This window comes from Bradyrhizobium sp. CSA112 (assembly GCF_029051645.1).
Classification (GTDB): Bacteria; Pseudomonadota; Alphaproteobacteria; order Rhizobiales; family Xanthobacteraceae; genus Bradyrhizobium.
This window is the reverse complement of sequence record NZ_JAACFS010000046.1, coordinates 32,529-52,590: the sequence shown is the minus strand read 5'-3', so window position 1 is coordinate 52,590 and position 20,062 is coordinate 32,529. Positions and strand designations below refer to the sequence as shown.

Annotated in this window: 13 protein-coding genes; 4 read left to right on the top strand and 9 right to left on the bottom strand. The window is 63.9% G+C overall.

Annotation, left to right across the window (positions count from 1 at the left end; translation table 11 throughout):
- Positions 1–175: 175 nt before the first annotated feature.
- The 4 genes from GWE18_RS38075 to GWE18_RS38060 form a co-directional block, all read right to left on the bottom strand.
- Entirely contained in the window at positions 176–1,330 is a 1,155-nt protein-coding gene (locus GWE18_RS38075) for a DUF3095 domain-containing protein (protein WP_275190711.1), read from the bottom strand.
- An 86-nt stretch (positions 1,331–1,416) separates the two neighbouring features.
- A complete protein-coding gene (gene htpG / locus GWE18_RS38070) occupies positions 1,417–3,309 on the bottom strand; it encodes a molecular chaperone HtpG (protein ID WP_275190710.1) in 1,893 nt (630 codons plus the stop codon).
- A 102-nt stretch (positions 3,310–3,411) separates the two neighbouring features.
- A complete protein-coding gene (locus tag GWE18_RS38065; RefSeq protein ID WP_275190709.1) occupies positions 3,412–5,382 on the bottom strand; it encodes an HlyD family type I secretion periplasmic adaptor subunit in 1,971 nt (656 codons plus the stop codon).
- Positions 5,379–7,088: a type I secretion system permease/ATPase gene (locus GWE18_RS38060; protein ID WP_275190714.1), complete on the bottom strand. Its 1,710-nt coding sequence runs from the start codon at positions 7,086–7,088 to the stop codon at positions 5,379–5,381. Before GWE18_RS38060 ends, GWE18_RS38065 begins: the two co-directional genes overlap by 4 nt.
- An 861-nt stretch (positions 7,089–7,949) precedes the next feature.
- Between GWE18_RS38060 and GWE18_RS38055 the strand changes: the two genes are divergently transcribed.
- From GWE18_RS38055 to GWE18_RS38045, 3 genes are all read left to right on the top strand, one after another.
- The gene (locus GWE18_RS38055) at positions 7,950–8,741 is read left to right on the top strand and encodes a hypothetical protein (RefSeq protein WP_275190708.1); all 792 of its coding nucleotides are present in this window, start codon (positions 7,950–7,952) and stop codon (positions 8,739–8,741) included.
- 261 nt (positions 8,742–9,002) lie between these two features.
- The gene (locus GWE18_RS38050) at positions 9,003–10,886 is read left to right on the top strand and encodes an ethylbenzene dehydrogenase-related protein (RefSeq protein WP_275190707.1); all 1,884 of its coding nucleotides are present in this window, start codon (positions 9,003–9,005) and stop codon (positions 10,884–10,886) included.
- Positions 10,887–11,975, top strand: coding sequence for a 2Fe-2S iron-sulfur cluster-binding protein (locus tag GWE18_RS38045; protein ID WP_275190706.1), 1,089 nt, complete (start codon positions 10,887–10,889; stop codon positions 11,973–11,975). It abuts the gene before it with no gap.
- Positions 11,976–12,015: 40 nt separating this feature from the next.
- Here GWE18_RS38045 and GWE18_RS38040 read toward each other — a convergent pair whose 3' ends face one another.
- From GWE18_RS38040 to GWE18_RS38030, 3 genes are all read right to left on the bottom strand, one after another.
- On the bottom strand, positions 12,016–12,822 hold the full coding sequence (locus GWE18_RS38040; RefSeq protein ID WP_275190705.1) for an MBL fold metallo-hydrolase: 807 nt from the start codon (positions 12,820–12,822) through the stop codon (positions 12,016–12,018).
- Between the two features lie 66 nt (positions 12,823–12,888).
- Entirely contained in the window at positions 12,889–14,511 is a 1,623-nt protein-coding gene (ggt, locus tag GWE18_RS38035; RefSeq protein ID WP_275190704.1) for a gamma-glutamyltransferase, read from the bottom strand.
- Between the two features lie 43 nt (positions 14,512–14,554).
- Positions 14,555–16,531, bottom strand: a complete 1,977-nt coding sequence (locus tag GWE18_RS38030) for a primary-amine oxidase (protein ID WP_275190703.1) — start codon at positions 16,529–16,531, stop codon at positions 14,555–14,557.
- Between the two features lie 58 nt (positions 16,532–16,589).
- On the opposite strand from GWE18_RS38030, the gene GWE18_RS38025 reads away from it, so the two are divergent.
- Positions 16,590–17,627 (top strand): helix-turn-helix domain-containing protein, encoded by a 1,038-nt coding sequence (locus tag GWE18_RS38025; RefSeq protein ID WP_275190702.1) that lies wholly within the window; start codon positions 16,590–16,592, stop codon positions 17,625–17,627.
- On the opposite strand, the gene GWE18_RS38020 is transcribed toward GWE18_RS38025, so the two are convergent.
- Both GWE18_RS38020 and GWE18_RS38015 read right to left on the bottom strand, forming a co-directional pair.
- Positions 17,624–18,646, bottom strand: a complete 1,023-nt coding sequence (locus tag GWE18_RS38020; protein ID WP_275190713.1) for an NAD-dependent epimerase — start codon at positions 18,644–18,646, stop codon at positions 17,624–17,626. The genes GWE18_RS38025 and GWE18_RS38020 overlap by 4 nt on opposite strands.
- Before the next feature lie 48 nt (positions 18,647–18,694).
- Positions 18,695–20,014 (bottom strand): UDP-glucose/GDP-mannose dehydrogenase family protein, encoded by a 1,320-nt coding sequence (locus GWE18_RS38015; protein ID WP_275190701.1) that lies wholly within the window; start codon positions 20,012–20,014, stop codon positions 18,695–18,697.
- Between the last annotated feature and the right edge of the window lie 48 nt (positions 20,015–20,062).

Sequence of the window (20,062 nt, the reverse complement as noted above, 5' to 3'; positions counted from 1 at the left end):
CCCTAACCCTCCCCCGCAAGTGCGGGAGAGGGAAGGCACTTTCTCTGCGGCCAACACTCTTTCCAAGCACGGCCAGAACTCCCTCTCCCGCTTGCGGGGGAGGGCTGGGGTGGGGGTGCCGCCGCATATTCCGCCGGCAGACAGAGCCCTCAAAACCGAGCCGCAAATTCCCGCCCTACGCCGCCATCGCCTTTAGCGCGGTCGCCGCCGACGCATAACCGCCGCGCGCGCCGTCGATGAAGTGGACGTGATCGCTGCGCATCACCGACGGCGTGAAGCAGGTCATCATCGCCGCGTCCTGCCGGTGCAGGCCGTAGCGCACGATCTTCTCCGATGCCGCCTTGGCCAGAAGCTCAGCCAGTCCGCGCTCCAGCTCCGCCGCACAATCGAGGATCATCCGCAAGCCGTCGTCATATTTGCGGAAGTCGGAATTCTCCACCACCTGCTGCACGTAATTCTTCGGCACGAAATTGCCGACCTTGATGCCGAAGCGCATCACGACATAGGCCCACAGCGTTACCGCGAGCACGACGGTGCGCCGCTTCAATAGCGGGCCGCCGCGGGCGGCGCGCGCCTCATACTCCACGCCGGCCGGCGGCCAGCGCAGCGGCGGCCCGCCCGGCGGCACCGGCCGCCCGGCATCCGGACTTTGTTCGACCAATCTGATGATGTCCTCGATCACCTTGCGGAAGGCGAGCGGATCGGCGCCCTTGGCCGGCACCACCAGCACGGACAAGATGAGCCCGCGCGCGGACGGAATTTCCTCGAACCGGCACGACAGCCCGGACAGATCGGGCTGCGTGCCCGGCGTTGCCGCCGGCACCGCGAACTCGCCGCGCTTCATCGCGGCATCCGCCCACCCCAACCCCCCGCCGGAAAACATCGCGTAGGAGAGGTTGGCCGACGGGCCGAAACGGGCGACTTTGATATCGAGTCCCTGCGCGCGAATGTCCTTTACCGGCACCAGCGCCGCGCGCATCATCAGATCGAGATCTTGCCTGACCCATGCGGCCGTTGCCGCCAGCGCGTCGCGGGCGCGCGCGAGATCACTGGGCGCCACCGCGAAGCTCGCGCCATCGCCGCCGAACACGAAAGGAAACTCGCGCCCGCCGAGCGCGTTGGTGACTGCCGCGATGACGGCGGCGCCGGCCATATTGACCGCCTTGTAGCGCTGGTTCGCGATCGCCTTAGTCGATTCCACGATGTCGGCAACGCCGACGGTCCAGTCGTCCGGCAACGGCGAATACACCGCGGGGTCCATCAGGCTGCCAAAGCCGCGAAAGACCGGGATCGACCCATAGAAAATGTCGGTGCCGTCGGGCGTCGTCATGGCGATCTGGGCTACCCCGGGGGTTCTCACCTTCCTAGCAGATACGGCCGGTTTGGGAATCCGGTTCAGCCGTGCGGCTGAACGTCCTACCCCTTCGCGATCCCGCGCAGCACCAACTGGTTCAGCCGGCCGGCAAACGCCGCCGGATCTTCCGGCAACTCGCCGTCGAGAATCTGCGCCTGCTCCAGCAGCAGGAACGACAGATCCTTTGATAGATCCTTTGATAGATCATTGGCCGCCCCCTTGTCGCCGGCAATCGCCGCGACCAGGGGGTGGCGCATGTTGATCTCCAGGATCGGCTTGGTGGCCGGCGCCTTGTTTTGCATCGCCAGCAGGCGTTCGAGCATGCGATCATGCGCGTCGCCGCCGGCAACCAGACATGACGCGCTCGACGTCAGGCGCTGCGAGGCGCGCACGTCGGAGACGCGTTCACCGAGCGCGTCCTTGATCAGCGCGATCGTCGTGGCCTCGTCCGTACCGGAGTCGTCCTTCTTCTCGTCGGCCTTGTCATCCAGGAGCGGGATCAGGGCGAAATCGATATCGCCCTGGCTTAGCGACTTCAGCGGCTTGCCACCGAAATCGAGCGGCGCCGAGGTCCAGAACGCATCGACCGGATCGGTGAGCAGCAGCACCTCGATGCCGCGCGCGGTTGCGGATTCGAGCTTCGGGTTCGACTTCAACCGCTCGATGCTGTCGCCGGTGAGATAATAGATGTCGGTCTGGTTCGGCTTGAGGTCGTCGACATACTGCTTCAGCGAGCGCTTCTCGCCCTTCGTCGTGGTGAAGCGCGACAAGCCTAACAATTTCTCGCGGCGCTCAAAGTCCTCCCAGATGCCTTCCTTGATCACAGGGCCGAACGCGTCCCAGATCTTTGTGAACGCTTCGGGCTCCTTTTCGCCGAGGCTTTCCAGCTCCGATATCACGCGGCCGGTAACGGCCTTTCGGATCTGCGCGAGTTGCGGATTGTTCTGCAGCATCTCGCGCGAGATGTTGAGCGGCAGGTCTTCGCTGTCGATCACGCCGCGGATGAAGCGCAGGTAGGCCGGCAAGAGATCGGCGTCGTCGGCGATGAAGACGCGGCGGACATAGAGCTTGACCTTGCCCTTGCGGGCCTGATCGAACAGGTCGAACGGCTTCGTCGACGGCGCAAACAGCAGCACCGCGTAGGACTGCCGGCCCTCGGCGCGATAATGCAGTGTCATCGCGGGCTCGTCGAAGGCGCCGGCGATCTGCTGGTAGGCCTGCTTGTAGTCCTCCGCCGAGAGCTCCGACTTCGGCCGCTGCCATAGCGCGCTGGCCGAATTGATCTGGCGCGGCTCGCCCTCCTCCGGCACCAGTTCGATCGGAAACTGGATGTTGTCGGACCAGGCTCGGACGACACGTTCGATCTCGTAGGTCTCGAGATATTTTGATGCCTCCTTCTTGAGGTGCAGGACGATCTCGGTGCCGCGGGTGACGCGCGTGGCGTCATCGTCGCTGGCTTGAGCGATTTCAAATCCGCTGCCGCCGGAGGACGACCAGACGAAGACCTGATCGGAACCGGCACGGCGGCTGGTAACGACGATGCGCTCGGCAACCATGAACGCTGCATAGAAGCCGACGCCGAACTGGCCGATCAGATTGGCGCCGTCTTTGGCCTCGGTGAGGCGCGAAAGAAACGACTTTGTGCCGGAGCGCGCGATGGTGCCGAGATTGTCGATCAGCTCCTGCCGGTCCATGCCGATGCCGCTGTCGACGACGCTAAGCGTATTGGCCTTCTTGTCCGGCGCGATACGGATCTTGGGCGGCGCGCCATCGACAATCAGCTCGGGCGCCGAGATCGCCTCATAGCGCAGCTTGTCACAGGCGTCAGAGGCATTCGAAATCAGCTCGCGCAGGAAGATCTCGGTCTCCGAATAGACCGAGTGCACCATCAAATTCAGAAGTTCGGCGACCTCGGCCTGAAACGGCTGGGATTCGGGAGCAGTGGTGGTGGTCATACGTGGCTCGCAGGGAACAGGGTCAAAGGAAAGCCCTGATATAGCGATGTCATCGGGGGTGGCAAGATTTGCGATGACGCGCAAAAGACCTATATCGCCCCCTCACCGCTCGACAAACGCGCGCTGGAACTGATCCAGGATCGGCTTGAACAGGTAGCTCAGCATGGTCCGGCTGCCGGTCTGCATGAACACTTCCGCGGGCATGCCCGAGACGAGTTGCAGCCCGGCGAGCAGTCGGCGCTCCTCTTCCGGCAGCATGATCCGGACCGTGAAATAGGATGTGCCGGTCTGCTGGTCGCGGGTGGTGTCGGGCGAAACATACGACACCTGCCCCATCAACTGCGGCGTAACCCGCTGGTTGAAGGCCGAGAAACGCACGAAAGCCTGCTGGCCCTTCCGCACCTGATCGATATCGTTCGGCTGCAACCGCGCCTCGATCTGCAGATCGTCCGAATCCGGCACCACCTCCATGATGGTGTCGCCGGGGCGAATGACGCCGCCGATGGTGTGCGCGTTGAGTTGATGGATCACACCCGACGTCGGCGCGCGCATCTCGATGCGCTCGAGCACGTCGCGCGCGGCGACGGCGCGCTCACTGAGCTCGGCCTCCTTGCCCTGCGCCTCGCCGAGCTCCTTGACGACTTCCGTCCGTACATCCTGGTCTAGTCTGACCATCTGAAGCTTCGCCTCGTCGACCTTGGTCTTGGTCTCGGCGATCGTGGAGATCAACTGGCCGCGTTCGCCTTCGATTCTGGCACTCTCGCGCTGCAAGGCCGTGAGCCGCGCGATCGGCACCAAACGCTTGTCGAAGAGCTCCTGCACTCCCGTGAGCTCGCCGGTGATCAGTTCCAGTTGCTTGGCCTTGGACGCGACCTGTGCTTCGAGGCCGATGATCTCTTCGCCAAGCTGCGACACCTTGCTCTGCAACAGCTCCCTCTGGCTCTCGCGTGCGGTCACCCGCGCCCTGAACAGCGAGGCTTCGGAGGCCAGCACCGTCTTGACGTTGCCGTCGTCCAGCCGGGTCGACAGTTCGGGCGGAACTGCCGGCTTGGGCAGACCGTCGCGCTCGGCGACCAGCCGCGAGATCTTCGCCCGCACTTCATCGAGCTGCTTGCTCACCACCTGAAGGCTGGCCTGCGCCTGCGTCGAATCCAGCCGCAGCAAGAGATCGCCGGCGTTGACCCGCATGCCGTTGCTGACGGCGATCTTCGCGACGACACCGCCGGTTGGATGCTGGATGGTCTTGACGTTGGACTGCACCACCAGATTGCCCGGCACCACGACCGCGCCCGACAGCGGCACGAACGCCATCCAGCCGCCCGCCAGCCCGCCGACGATGAGCAGCACCCGCAAGCCCGTGCGCAATTCGTTCTCATAGGCGCGTGCCGCCCGCGGCACGATGCTCTCGCCGGGCGCAGCCGCCACATCCGCCGATGCATCGCGATTGGCAAGGAATGCAACGCCTGCGGTCACGCCGTTGCGGACCACCCGCGTCACCGAACGCTCGCGCGCCACAGCGCCCGCCGGGCTCGGCGGCGCCAATTGGGGCGCCTCGATGCGAGGCGGTTCACGCCTGTCGTCGATCTGCAAAACCTCCGGCCGCGGCCTCGGCATGTTCATCAGCGACGGATCGTCGGGCGCGATGATCGGGCCGCGCGCCTGCCGTTCGTTCGGCCACGAATGGACCGCCGGCCCGCAGGGGCTGGCCGTCGGTGGCGGCGACATAAACTGCGGCTCACGCGCCGCGCGTCCACTGCGCGCCGGCGGCGGCTCGGCATCGAGGCTGTCGGACTGCGATCCAAAAGGGCCGAGCCACGCATCGAGCACGCGACTCATCTTGCCCTTTTTCCGCCGCTTCGGCCGGGCCGGACGCCGCGCGCCCGGACGTGGTTCGTCGCGCGGTGGACGCCGCAGCGGCGGCCGCTGATGATTGTCCTGTTCGAATGCCTGCCGCAATCGCTGCAGTTCGAGAATCAGCGCCTGGCCTTGCGGCGCAGCGGCCTCGGCATCCGTTCCTTCGAACCGGCTCCGCACCACTCTTTCGTCAGCATGGACGTGATCAAAGTTCTTCATGACGAAACACTCTCGGCAAGTGATGCGCGCTGCTCTGCCTTGGCCTGCGGCGACGGCTGCGACGGCGCCCCCTTGCCGTTGGCGTTGCGAACGCGGGCGAACACCTCCTCGCTCGGGCCGAACGCGATCGCCTTGCCTTCGTAGAGCACCATCGTCATATCAAGCGCGGAGAGCGCGCTCGGGCGGTGCGAGATGACGACGACGATGGATTTATTCTGACGCATGATGGAGATGGCGCGCGTCAAGGCGTTCTCGCCGTCGGCATCCAGATTGGCGTTGGGCTCATCGAGCACCAGCAGGAACGGGTCGCCGAACACGGCGCGCGCCAAGCCAACGCGCTGCTTCTGGCCGGCCGACAACGATATGCCGCCCGCCCCTATCCGCGTCGCGTAGCCTTCCGGCAGGCGCAGGATGATGTCATGGACGCCGGCGATCTGCGCGGCCTTGAGGATGGCGTCGGAGGCCGCGTGCTCGTCGAAACGGCAGATGTTCTCGGCCACGGTACCGTCGAACAAGCCGACATCCTGCGGAAGATAACCGATGTGCCGGCCGAGATCCTCGTTGCGCCATTGATCGAGCGACGCGCCGTCTAGCCGCACGGCGCCGCGATGCACCGGCCAGATTCCGACCAGCGCCTTGGAGAGCGATGTCTTGCCCGACGCGCTCGCCCCGAGCAGCGCCAGCCCCGCGCCGGCCTTGAGCGAAAACGTGACACCAGACACGATCGGCATGTCGAAGCCCGGCGCGGCCACCGCAAGATTCTGCACGGACAGTTCGCGGCAGGGACGCGGCAGCTTGACCGGCGGTGCTGGAGGCGGCGCCGTCGCCTTGCAGATGTCACGCAGGCGGGCGAGGCCCTGGCGGGCGGAAGCCAGTTGCTTCCAGGTCCCCAGCGCGATTTCGACGGGCGCGAGCGCGCGTCCCATCAGGATCGAGGACGCAATCATGATGCCGCCCGACGCCTTGTCGGCGATGACGAGATAGGCGCCGATGCCCAGCATTCCCGATTGCAGAATGTAGCGCAGCACCTTCGCGGCCGAGCCGAGATTGGCATAGACGTCGCTCGCGCGGATGTTTTCCTGCAGGTACCGCTCGTTGGCTTGCGACCAGCGCGCCGTCAATCGGTCCGTCATGCCGAGCGCCCGAACGATTTCCGCGTTGCGCTGCGTCGCATCCGCCAGCACCTGCCGCTGCGCGTTCATGTCCATCGCCGCCTTGGCGGAGCCGCGCGAGATCCGCTCGGTCAGCAGCGTCATGGCAATGATCGCCGCGGTACCGAGCAGCGCCGTGAAGCCGATCAACGGGTGAAACAGAAACAGCCCGATCAGAAAGACCGGGATCCAAGGCATGTCCAGGAACGCCGTCGGCCCCATGCCCGACATGAAGGTGCGCACCTGGTCGAGATCGCGCAGCGGCTGCTGCATCAGGACCGGCTTGACCCCGCGCAGCGGCAAGGTGGCGAGCGCCGAGTGGATCGATGCCTGCAGCCCCGCGTCGAACAGCGTTGCGATCCGGCAGAGCATCCGCGACCGCATGGCGTCGAAATATCCCTGCACCAGATAGGCAAACAGCACCATCAGGGACAGACCGAACAGGGTCGCAAGGTTACGGCTCGGGATGACCCGGTCGTACACCTGCAGCATATAGAGCGAGCCCGACAGCATCAGGATGTTGATGACACCGCTGAACACGGCGACGCCGATCATGCGGCGTCCGCTTGCACGCATCGCGTTCGCAACGGGATCGTCGGCGGCCAGCGTCGAAAACAGGCCCGAAATCGCGCGCGGCGTCGGCGCTGCCCGCGCTCGGCCCTGTGCCTGACCCTGAGCGATACCCATTGAACTGCCCTTTGACCCGCTTGAAGCGTCGGGTCTCCCTGCAAGCCTCCTTGACGCGCGATGCAGACCATTTTTCGGCGAGAATGCGACGAATGCCGATTGTTCGAGTTCACGCGAGGGTAGAACGATGGCAAAGGCAGCTTTGTTGCCGCTCCGGAGTGCACGATCGAACAACATCCCGGCACGTGAGAGCAGACGCTTCGGATTCGTGCGACGGAAGCTGGCAACAACCTCCCCGCGCGTGCCATTTTCGTCGTTTTTCGGCGCGGTGAGCGTCACGGATTCGTCCGTCTATCACCTTGCTTCAGCGCGCATTGGTCGCTGTGTCGGCCGAAAGACGCCATGAAACTAGATGATCCTTCGCGGTGCGCACATCCTGCTCCCCGGCGGGAGCCTGCGCCCACACGTCATGAATTGCAGGGATAGCGGGGACGAACAATAATGGCTCGCTTTGCTCACGGATATCAGCCTGAGGTTGATCTCGATCTCCCGATCGATGAAGTCGCCGATCAGTCGGTCGCTCCGGCTTCGCCGTCCACGATGCCATCAGAGGAAACGCTGCCGGACAACCCAACGACGACACGACCGATCGGTTCGAGTTTCTCTGACCTCGGCTCAACCTTCAGCGGCGTGGCTCGACCGCCGACGGATGCTTCGCCGCAAAACGCCATCGACCAAGGCGGCCAGGGAGCTGGCAGCACTGCACACCGCACCAACGATCTCTCCACGGTGCAGAACAATCTGCTGGCCGAACTCAATACAGGCCAGTTTTCCGGCGCCGCGCTCGGCCATGTTCAGGCGATCTTGTCCGACATCACGAGCGCCATCTCGGCAGCCAACACCTCGGTGAGTGGTGGTGGCATGCCCGGCGCAGAACAAGCGCTCCGCGCCAGCCATCTCAGTATCCTCAACACCGTCAACACCGATCCCGTGCTGGCGAATCCGGCGGCGCAGAACGGGGTAACCGAACCAATCGCGGCGCCCGAGGATGCCCGCGCTGACGGGACGGCGGCCACCGCGCCAGATGCCAATTCGGCGGAGACCACCAATTTGGCGGAGGCCTGCGACGCCGAGAACACGGCGCAGATCGACGAGAACCTCGATGATGCGATAGCAGAGATGGAAGCGTTGATAGCTGCAAACCCCGAGCTGTTCGTTGGGTTGACCGTCGACGATGCCGACGAGATCGTGCAGCAGATCCAGCTCGAACTCAGCCATATCAACAAGGGGGACGTCTCTGTTGGTGCGGCACAGGACAGCAGTGGCGATATCACCGATATCGTTACGGGCGATATCAATCTGGCAAGCATGACTGCACAAGGCCAGCCGAACTTGCCTGGACAGCAGGCCATCAACATCGCGGGCGCCAGTGAAACCCAGGCCGCGCCGCAAGTTGCCACTATCGCGATCGGCGATGTGCCGGTCCCGATCGTAGCGACGGAAGCCTCCACGATCGTCGTCGATCACAGCCATTCGGACATGCCCGAATTCGCACATCATTTACATCACATGTGGGGATAGCGGCGCGCGGCGCGGCCTCCAGCCGTCGCGGATGCTCTCGCGGCGCTGGAGGCCAATGCATCACATCAAGAAACGCGTTCGCCGATCCGGCTCACGCGGCGGGGCGTACAGAAGACCTTTTCATCGGCCTGCGCCCGCAACGATCTAGACGATGACCTCAACAACGGCTTGGGGATCATCATTCGTACGGCAGCGACATCGGCGGTTGGGGAAACGACGCCAACGGTTGCTGACCGGGAAGTGAAGTAGCGGGGCGTATGCGTGAGGCAGCGTAAGACGGACTATGGGACCATCATTCTGCACTGGACGTTCGTGGCAGCCTTCGCCGTTGCGCTCGTCACCGGCTTACGCATTGCGACCGAAACGCCCGACCGGACCTGGATCAACTGGTTCGATGCCGTGCTGCCACGCGACAGCGTATGGCTCGCCCATATGCAGGCCGCCATCGTCCTGGTCGCCGTGGCGATCGGCTACATCGTCTATATGGTCCGTTCCGGACTCGGGCGCCGCGTCCAGCTCGACAAGGTTCGCCTGCGCGGGCTGTTCGGCCGCGGGCAGGCAAGGTTAAGCGCCGTGATCGCCCTGATGTACTGGATTTTCTTTGTCACGATGCTTGGGCTGTTGGTCAGCGGTGGCGCACTCTATTTCGGCTTCTACTCCGGCTACGACGTGGCGATGCTGCATTGGGTGGGGACCTGGGTGATCCTCGCCTTTGTCGCCCTTCACGTGTTGACCCAGTACAAGAGCGGCGGCGCTTCGCAACTGCTGCGCATCTTTCGTCCCGCTCCGCTGCCTGCGCCGCCGCCGCGGCTCGATGCCGTCGAACTGCTGGGCCTGCTGGCCGAGCGGTCGGCGCGCGCGCCGGAATCCGAAAATCTCGACGCGCCGTCCGAGGTATCACCCCATCCGCTGCAGCCGCGTGCAGACATGCGCCGCGATCGAGCGCCTGAAGCAGATCCGGCGCCCCGCCCTCCGGCCGGCCCCGCGCTATCGCGAAACCCGACCCTGCAAGCCAATGCGTTCGTGGTCGCGGCCGCCGCCGCGATCACCGGCGCCTCGCTCATCGTGGCTACTGATCGGCTGGCGGTGGACAGTGTGCAGATTCGCCGCATCAATCCCGCCGACGCACCAAGCCTCGACGGCGACACGTCCGATCGGGCCTGGCGCGGCGTCAAGCCATTCTCGCTGCTCACCGGAGAAGGCGGAAACTTCGACGGCAAAGGAGAAGCCAGAATCGAGATTCGCGCGGTGCATGACGGCACCTATGCGTATTTCCTCTTCACCTGGCAGGATTCGACGCGCTCGCTGAAGCACCTGCCGCTCGTCAAGGAAGGCGACGGATGGCATCTGCTTCATTCCGGCTTTCAGCTCGGCGACGAGCATCAATACAACGAAGACAAGTTTTCGGTGCTGCTGACCACGTCGGATGTCACGCTGGCCGGCGGGCGAACCTTCCATCCGGGGCCGCAGCCGGTCGCCGGCGCGCCGGCCACCATGAGCGGCCGCGGACTGCATTACACGGCAACCGGCTATGCCGATGTCTGGCAGTGGAAGGCCACCAGCGGCGCGACCGGATGGATGGACGACGCGCATTTCGGGCCGCCGCTGAATCCGACACCGATGCAGGCGGCTAATGTCGTTCCGTACAAAGGCGGCTTCGCACCCGACCCGGGAACGGCAAGCTACCGGGACAATTTCACCGTCGAGGCCGACACGTCAGGTGGTCCGCGCCGCAGCCGCCTGGTCGCGCCGCTGCGCCTGCCCAAAGTCGTCGCTGCCACCACCGCCGCATTGGGGGATATCGATCTCGATCCCAATCACGGCGAAAGCGACGGCGCGCGCTGGTTCATGACCGATCAGGATTCAGTGCCCTATTCGACTGACGCCGATGCGCGCATCCCGACCGGCACCGTGATCCCGGGCGTCATCCTGGGCGGGGAATTTTCAGGCGACCGCGCCGACGTTCGAAGTGCAGCCCGCTGGGCTTCCGGCCATTGGGCGCTCGAGGTGAAACGTCGGCTCGACACCGTCAGCCAGTTTGACGTGCCGATCAAGACCGGCGTTTTCATGCGGGTCGCCGCTTTCGACCACAGCCAGATCAGACATACACGGCACGTCCGACCCATTCGTATCGAGGTGGAATAAATGTCAAAGATTTGCAAAATCACCATCAACGACGAGCCGTTTCTGGCGAATCGCGGCGAGCTTCTGCTCGATTGGGCGTTGATGAACGGCGTCGATCTTCCCCACGATTGCCGCTCCGGAATTTGCGGCGCCTGCCGCGTGCGCCTCGTCGACGGCCAGGTGTTCGGCGGCCACAGCCGGGGCGACGACATGATCCATGCCTGCCAGGCCAGAATCGTCTCCGATCTCGAGATTGCGATCGAGGCCGCCCCCGAGCCGGTGGCGTTGTCGGCGGAAGTGGCGCAGACCGTTCAGCTCGCGCCCGACGTGGTTGGCGTCGATGTGGAGCTGCCGAAGCCGCTCGATTACCTTCCCGGCCAGTATTGCAAGCTGCAGTTTCAGGGATTCCCGGCACGATCCTACAGCCCGACCTATCCGCTGGAAGGCCCTCCCCACGATCGCCTGCTGCACTTTCACATCCGGAAGGTGACGGACGGGCTGGTATCCTCGGCGCTCGGCCGCGAAATCCGCCCCGGGCACCGCGTCAAGCTGACGGGACCGTACGGCCGCGCCTTCTTCAGGAAAGGCCATGCCGGCCGCATCGTTCTCGTCGCCAGCGGCACCGGCTTCGCTCCGATGTGGTCGGTCGCGGTTGCTGCGATCATGGAGCAACCGCAGCGCGAAATGCTCTTCATCGTGCAGGCCCGGAGCATCCGGTCGCTCTACATGCACGCCGCGCTGTGCCGGCTGGCGCTGTTTCCCAACGTCACCCTGATCCCGATGGTGTCGGAGCCGCAGCAGATCTCGCACGCCGTTCGCAGCGGAAGGCCGACCGATCATTTGCCGAAGCTGACGCCGGACGACGTGGTCTATACCGCGGGCGCGCCGGCGATGACCGACGCCGTGGCGCGGATCGCGAAGGCTGGCGGCGCCCGATGCTACACCGACCCCTTTGTGCAGGAAGCGCGCACGGTCGAACAGACAGGGTTGATGTCGCGCCTCACCGGCTGGCTCAACGAGCCCAGGAGCGCGCCCATCCCGCTGCAGCAGTCGCAAAAGCCAGCGCCGATGCCGCGAGGCGCAGCCGCGGTCGGCCTGGGTAACCGCTAGCCGGGAGCGGGCCAGCCGCGGTCATGCTGCGGGAGCGCTTTCAGCCGGAGATCGCTGCGATATACCGCCGGACCGACATTTCGAACGCCGCCCTGGCGTTGCCTTCGATGTTGCGGCCCCACCACGCGCCATAGATGCGGTCGAACGCCAGCGGCTCGACCGCAGCCCAGATCCGGCGCACCGCCGGGACGTTGAGCGGAATATAGTTCGGAAAACTGTACATGAAGCTGAGCGAACGGCGATCCATCGCCACCATCGCGACGTCGCCAGTGAGCAATGCGCCCCTGCCCTCCGCACCCGCGCGCCAATGCAGGATGGTGCCGCCGGCGAAATGCCCGGCGGTCCGCAGCAGAAGAATGTCATCGGAGAGCCTGTGGCTGTCGCCGGTCCACGGCACGATGGTGGGGTGCGGCCGGGTGACGAAGGCGCGATCGTCGCCATGCAGGTAGACCGGCACGCCGCCGAACGCTTCGCTCCAGTCGGCGACCGCGCCATAGTAATGCGGATGCGAAACGGCAATCGCCTTCAGGCCGCCGAGGGCGTGGACATAGTCGATGGCTTCGCGGGTAACCATCGGCACACAATCCCACATCACGCAGCCGTCCGCCTCCCGCACCAACAGTGCGCGTTGCCCGATCGCAAAGCCCGGCTGCATGCTGATGCCAGGAATGCCGAGATCGTCACGCCAGACGAGCTTGTAGCGTTTCGTTAATTCCTCGCGAGTGAGCCACGCCTGGCCCTTCCAGTTCACAAACTGCCGCTCGTCCTCACAGACCAAGCATGCTGACGGCGGCTCGGCGTTTTCAGGAAACTGGGCCCCACATTGTTCGCAAGTCCATAACGGCATCGGCGTCACTCCTGTCGAGAGGAGTGGTAGCGCAAAACAAACAGGCCGGCCAATGACAGCCTCGTGCTAGTAGCCGATCGCAGCTCCATCGCTGCGCGGGTCGGAACCACCGCTCAACATGCCGTTCCGCCGATCGATCGTGATGCCGTGCGCGTGACCGGCCATTTCGTTCCAGGCGTCCCATCGATTGATCGCGTGGCCGCGCCGCGCGAGCGCATCGATCGTAGCTTCGGGGAAGCGGCTCTCGATATGCAGCGTGTCGCGTGGCTCGCCGAGTGCAAAGCGGCCGGACAGGAACCGCGGCATCTCGATCGCTTCCTGGATATCGAGGTCGAAATCGATCATGGCCGAATAGAGCTGGAGCTGGATCTGCGGTTGGCCATCCGCGCCCATGCAGCCGAGCACGCTCCAGAGCTTGCCGTCGCGTTTGGCCATCGAGGCAATCAGCGTATGCAGCGGGATCTTGCCGGGCTCGAGGCGATTGGGGTGACTACGATCCAGTGAGAAGTACGCGCCGCGATTTTGCAGGATGACGCCCGTGTTTCCCGCAACGACGCAGGATCCGAAGGCCCCGTACAGGCTTTGAATCAGCGACGCCGCGTTGCCGTCGCGATCGACGGCGGCGACATAGACCGTATCGCCGGACAGGCTGCCGAATGACGGCACCATGTCCCATTTCAAAGCGGACGTGCCGTCGATCAGCCGGCCGCGCAGGTGCGCGTATTCCTTTGATATCAATCGCTCGACCGGCACATCGGCAAACGAGGGATCGGCGAGCACCTGATCGCGGTCGTGGTAGGCGATCTGTTTGGCCTGTACCAGGAGATGGACATGGTCGGGCCCGAGAAAATCCTTGTCGTGCGACTCGTGGGCCTCGAGGAGGTTGAGCATTTCGAGCACGGTAAAACCCTGCGTCGGCGGCGGCGTGTTGAAAACCATGACGTCGCGGTAGCGGCCGACAAGGGGCTCGCCCCAGACGGCCTTTTGCCGGCTGAAATCGGTCAGCCGAAACAGGCCGCCCTTCTCTTCCGAAAAGCGCGCCATTTCAACCGCGACATCCCCTTGATAAAAGCCGGACCATCCACCATCCGCGATCGATTGAAGCGTGCGGGCCAGGTTTACATTGGTGAGCTTTGCCCCTGGCCGAGCTGCCGCCCCTTGCGGAAAGAGCAGCTCGGCGGCCTCGCGATCCCCAACCAGATCATCGCGCATCATCTCGATGAAGCTTGCAAGGCGGCCGGTGACCGGAAAGCCATCGCGCGCATAGCCGATGGCGCTCTCGAGCACGCGCGGCAGAGACAATCGCCCATGGACATTGTGCGCCTCGATCCAGCTCGCCACGGCGCCCGGCACCGTGAGCGTCGCCGGCACGATTCCCCGCAGCGGGATTTCCTTCAACCCTCGCTGCTCGATCGACGAAAGCGTAGCAGTGGCTGCCGCCTTGCCACCGCCACTGAGGTACCGGATCTCGCCGCTGGCGCCGTCGTGAATGAGCCAGAACGCGTCGCCGCCGATACCGGTCATGTGCGGATAGACGACAGCGAGCACCGCGCTCGTCGCAATCGCGGCATCGATGGCGGAGCCGCCGGCACGGAGCACGTCGATGCCGGCCGCGGAAGCCAGCGAATGTGGCGACGTCACCATGCCGTTCGACGCCAGCGTCACCGGTCGGCCGGTACGAATCTCCAATTCAAGTCTCCTTGCTTGAGGAAAAAGAGCGAACCTGCGGACGTCAGCCGCAGCATGAACCCTTGTCCCGGTTGTCCCGGCTGGCGCTGTTCCGGTCAGGCGGCAGATCCATCGCCGGATTCCCCGCAAAGAAGCCGTTCGGCTTCAGCGTGAAGCCGACATATTCGACCGGCATCACCGGAAAATCCTCGGGACGGCAGACATGCGTCGCCCCGAAACTGTGCCAGACCACGATATCCTGGTTTTCGATTGCGCGGTTTTTCGCAATATATTTCGGCAGGCCATCGCCGCCGGCATGCTGGTTCGGAAACTCGCCGCTGGCATAGCGCTCGTCGGGGGCGTAGCGCGTCACCCAGATGTGCTTGGTCGCAAAGCCGCCGCGCGAGGTCATGTAGCAGCCCTCCTGCGCAAGCATCACGGGCGCGCTGTTCGCCAGGAGCTTGTAGGCCGTCGGGCCGCCGACGCTGTTCTTCTTGTTGGGATTAATGATCTTCCAGTAGCGTCCGGTCCGCCCATCGGCCTCGCGGGCCGCGTCGCGCTCGCGCGAGAGAACCCGCGACGTGGTGTCGAATACGTTGCCATAGGGGTTGTCGGTGCCCCACGGCCGCGGCCGGAATTCGTGCTCCGTCACTGTATTGCCCTCACCGTCCAGCATCATATGCAGGCGGGCATTGAAGAAATGCTGGTGGGTCGGACCACCGAGATTGTCAGCAACCATGCCGCCCCACGGATAGGGCTTGCCGGGCGCGATCGCCGCCGTCTGAATGATGCCGGTGAGCTTGACTTCGAGCTGAATGGTGCCGTCCTGGTAGAAGTACCAGAAGAATCCGTAATCGTAGTTGCCGACAGTGGTGAAGAAGGAGATGACGAGGCGCCGTGACCGCCGCACCTCGAACGTCTCGTTGCGGAATTCGTAGTGCTTCCAGAGGATGCCGTAATCCTCCTCGTGCAGGCAGATCGCATTCTTCATGATCGTGGGCTGGCCGTAATCGTCGGCGACCGGCACATCGAAATAATGGATATGGCCGAGGCAGTCGCAGCCGAGTTCGAGCGCGTTGGCAAGCTTGCCGAGCCCGTACTCGCCGGCATCGAACGCGCATTTCCAGAAATGGTTGGCGGTCGGATCGGCGTACGGAACGATCATGTCGGTGACACTGGCCCGGTAGATGATCGGCCGTTCGCGTGCACCGTCGCGAAACGAGATCTGGTGCAGCACCAGGCCTTCGCGTGCGGTCCAGCCGACGCGGAACGACCAGTTCTGCCAATCGACCATCCATCCCTCGACCGTGAAGCTCGGCCCGTCCTTCTGCACGACATCCAGCGGCTTCACGTCCTTGCGGGTTTGCGGAATCGATGCCCGGTCGTAGTTGCGCGATTTCCTTGGGATCGGAATGATGTCGGGCTCGTCGACCAGATGCACGATCCTGTCCTCGATCAGGTCGACCAGCGCGACCACACCTTCGATCGGGTGCGCATAGCCATTGTCCTTGAGATCCCTGCGCCAGTAGGACACGGCACTGACCAGCCTGCGGCCCTTCTCCACCTCCCGGTCGAAGTAGCCGGCTGAAAACGGGTCGACCTGAACCAGCTCGATGTCCTTGTCATCGAGCCCGCGCCGCTTCATCGCACGCCGCCAGTCTGCGTCGGCCTTGACGATGTCGCCGACCTTGAACACCTCCTCGATCGTGATCGGCGGCTGGCCGTAGGGATGGGCCTTGGTCGAATACTCGCGCCACTCCGTCACGCGCCTCGAACCGAGATCTACCGTCGCGACATGCGTCGCGCCGGTCTTGCTGTCGAACAGGGTGACGGCAGCCCGCCGCGGCAACCCTGCAGTGGGCTTCCAGCCGAGGACGTCGGACTTGGCCGGCTCTTCGAGTTGCACATGCGAAAATCGCGCGTGCGGGCCGAGCCTCTTTTCCTTCTTCAAGATTTCGGACGCCAGCGCGACTTCGGCCTCGCTAAGCGGATCGAGCGGATGACCGGCATCTATGCCGGCAGATGGCTTTGTGCGTACCATATCGGACCAAATTCCCCGGGATTTGGCCGCAGGTTACGGCGGGTCGAGACGCCGCGTCTTGAATGAACCTGCCACCTCCGGCGGGTTCGGCCCTTGCCAGAGCTACCGGTCCTGGGCGACGCTGGGGATCCTCAAATCGGATCTTGTTCGTACGATGCCGATCAGCGTTTCCACCGACCCGATCCGCCCGACGGAGCGTCAGGCCTTTTGGACCGAAGCGATCTGCCGGTCATTCGCCAATATCGAGACCAAGCCGCTCGGTTCCACCATCGTCAGCGGTCACTTCGAGTTCGTCGAGATCGGCGACGCCAGGCTTGTCCGCTTCGACAGCAGCCCGCAATGCTACACCCGCGACGCCAGGCTCGTAAGCCGGGCCGGCTCGGACGAATTCATGTTCGATTTCCAGCGCCGCGGGCGAAGCACCATGGTCCAAGCCGGCAACGAGGGCACGATCAATCCGGGATATGGCGTGCTCTACGATGCGCGGCGTCCGTTCGAGGATCGGCTGTTCGGCCCCGAACAACGCGCCGAAGTGTTGATCGCAACCGTGCCTGCCGCATCCTTGTTGCGCACCGTCCCCGAAGCGGAGCGCTTATGCGCCAGACCTGTGCCGCTGTCGGGCACGATGGCGCGCTCGATCGCGGGCTTCGTGCACGCGGCCATCTCAGTGCCAAATGCATCTGATAAGCGTGCCGGTCCTGACATCGCAGCCTATCTGTCGGCCCTGCTGCGCGTCGCCGCTGGCGCCGACCATCAACTTAGCCGGCCGGATCTGTTTCGCCTGATCGACGGCCATCTGAGGACAAATATCAGTAACGTTCGATCGGTGCCGATGCTCGCCGCCGAGTTCGGCGTTTCGGAACGAACGTTTCATCGTATCTTTGCCGACCGCGAGACCACGTTCGAGCGCCGCGTCCTTCATCTGCGTGTCGAATTGTTCAAAGGCCTGCTTCGGCAGGCTTCGCTTGCGGGCGTTCCGATCGCAAGACTCGCGCATCAATGCGGCTTCGCCGATGCCGCCCATGCCTCTCGCACGTTCAAGGACAGATTTGGCGCCACGCCACGGGACTTTCGCGCCAACCCGCCAACCGACTAAATCTCGCAATAGCTGCGATACCAGCCAGCGAACCTGCGGATGCCGTCCTCGATCGGAGTCGCCGGCCGGAAACCTACGTCGCGCACGAGATCATCGACATCGGCATAGGTCGTCGGCACGTCTCCCGGCTGCATCGGAAGCATTTCCTTGTTTGCCTTGCGCCCGAGCTCCTGCTCGAGAATATCGAGCACGAGCATCAATTCCTGCGGCTTGTTGTTGCCGACATTATAGATCCGCCAGGGGGCGATGCTCGATCCCGGATCCTGAATTCCATCCAGACCAGGACCGGGTGGGCCAACTTGCGGCGCACGATCGATCAGGCGCACCAAGGCTTCCGTCACGTCGTCGATATAGGTGAAGTCGCGAAGCATCCGGCCCCCGTTGAACAGCTTGACCGGATTGCCGCTGATAATCGCGTCCGCAAACACGAACAGCGCCATGTCGGGCCGGTACCACGGGCCGTACACCGTGAAGAACCGCAAGCCCGTGCAGGGGATTCCATAGAGATGGCTGTACGAATGGGCCATCAACTCGTTGGCCTTCTTGCTCGCGGCATAGAGGCTGATCGGATGATCCACGTTGTCATGCACCGAGAACGGCAGCTTCCGGTTGGCCCCGTAAACGGACGAGGAGGACGCGAACAGCAGATGACGGCAGCCATTGTGCCGGCATCCCTCCAGAACATTGGTGAAGCCGACCAGGTTGGCGTCGACATAAGCGTGCGGGTCCTGAAGCGAGTATCGCACGCCCGCTTGCGCTGCCAGATGGATGACGACGGGAAACCGGTGCCGCGCGAACAGCGCCGGTATCGCAACGCGGTCGGCCACATCAAGTCTTTCGAAATGAAAACGCGGGTCGTTGCGGAGGATATCGAGCCGGGCCGCCTTCAGCCGCGGATCATAATATGCATTGAGATTATCGAGCCCGACGACGCGATGGCCGGACTGCAGTAGCCGCTGCGCTACGTGGAATCCGATGAACCCCGCAGCCCCCGTTACCAGAATTGCCTGATCCGGCATTATCATCCGTGCATCCTTAACCAGCCGATGTCATGGCGCTCATGCGTCTCAATACGCCACCGATTTCGGCCGACCAACGCCGCAGTACAGAAAGCCGTTCCGCCTCACCTCCTCCGGAGAGTAGATGTTGCGCAGATCGACGATGACGGGGCAGGCCATGATGGTGGACAACTCCTTGAGATCCAGCGCCCGGAACTGCTCCCATTCCGTGACGATCACGAGCGCGTGGCACCCTTTCGCGCAGCGGTAGGCGTTCTCGCAGAAGGTGACGTTCTCAAACACGTTCTTCGCCTGCTCCATGCCGACGGGATCGAAGACGCGAACCTCAGCGCCCATGTCCTGCAGCGCGGTGATCAGGGGAATCGACGGCGCGTCGCGCATATCGTCGGTATCGGGCTTGAAGGTGACGCCGAGGACCGCAATCGATTTTCCCCGGAGATTGCCGCCGAACGCGTTCGCGACCTTGCGCGCCATTGCCCGCTTGCGCTGGTCGTTGACGGCAACCACCGTTTCCACGATCCGCACCGGCGATTCATTGTCCTGGCCGGTCTTGATCAGCGCCATCGCATCCTTCGGAAAGCAGGATCCGCCGAAACCCGGCCCTGCATGCAGGAACTTCTGACCGATCCGGTTGTCGAGCCCGATCCCGCGCGCGACTTCCTGAACATTGGCGCCGACCTTTTCTGCAAGGTCCGCGATCTCGTTGATGAAGGCGATCTTGGTGGCAAGGAAGGAGTTGGCGGCATATTTCGTCAGCTCGGCGGTCCGGCGGTCCGTATAGAGGATCGGCGATGCGTTGAGGTGAAGCGGCCGGTACACTTCGGCCATCACGCTGCGGGCGCGCGGGTCATCCGTTCCAATCACGATCCGGTCGGGATGCTTGAAGTCGCGGATCGCCGCTCCCTCACGCAGGAACTCGGGGTTCGAGACGACCGCGACCGTGGCTGCCGGATTCTCTTCGCGGATGATGCGCTCGACCTCGTCGCCGGTCCCGACCGGAACCGTCGACTTGGTGACTACCACCGCCCGCTCCGGAAGCACGGTCCCGATCTCGCGCGCCGCCGCATAGACATAGGAAAGATCGGCATGACCATCGCCGCGGCGCGACGGGGTGCCTACCGCGATGAACACGACTTCCGCTTCGCTTACGGCCGATTTCAGATCGCTCGCAAATGACAGGCGGCCTTGGCCTACATTTCGCGCCACCAGTTCGGCAAGTCCGGGCTCGTGAATAGGCATCTCTCCGTTGTTGAGGCTCGCAACCTTCTCTGCATTGCTGTCGATACAGACTACCTGATGCCCAAAGTCTGAAAAACACGCCCCTGACACCAGCCCGACATAGCCGGCGCCAATCATCGCTATATGCATTACGGTTCCTGTCTGAAAAGCCGCGCGCGGCCGTGAGCCGCCCCGACG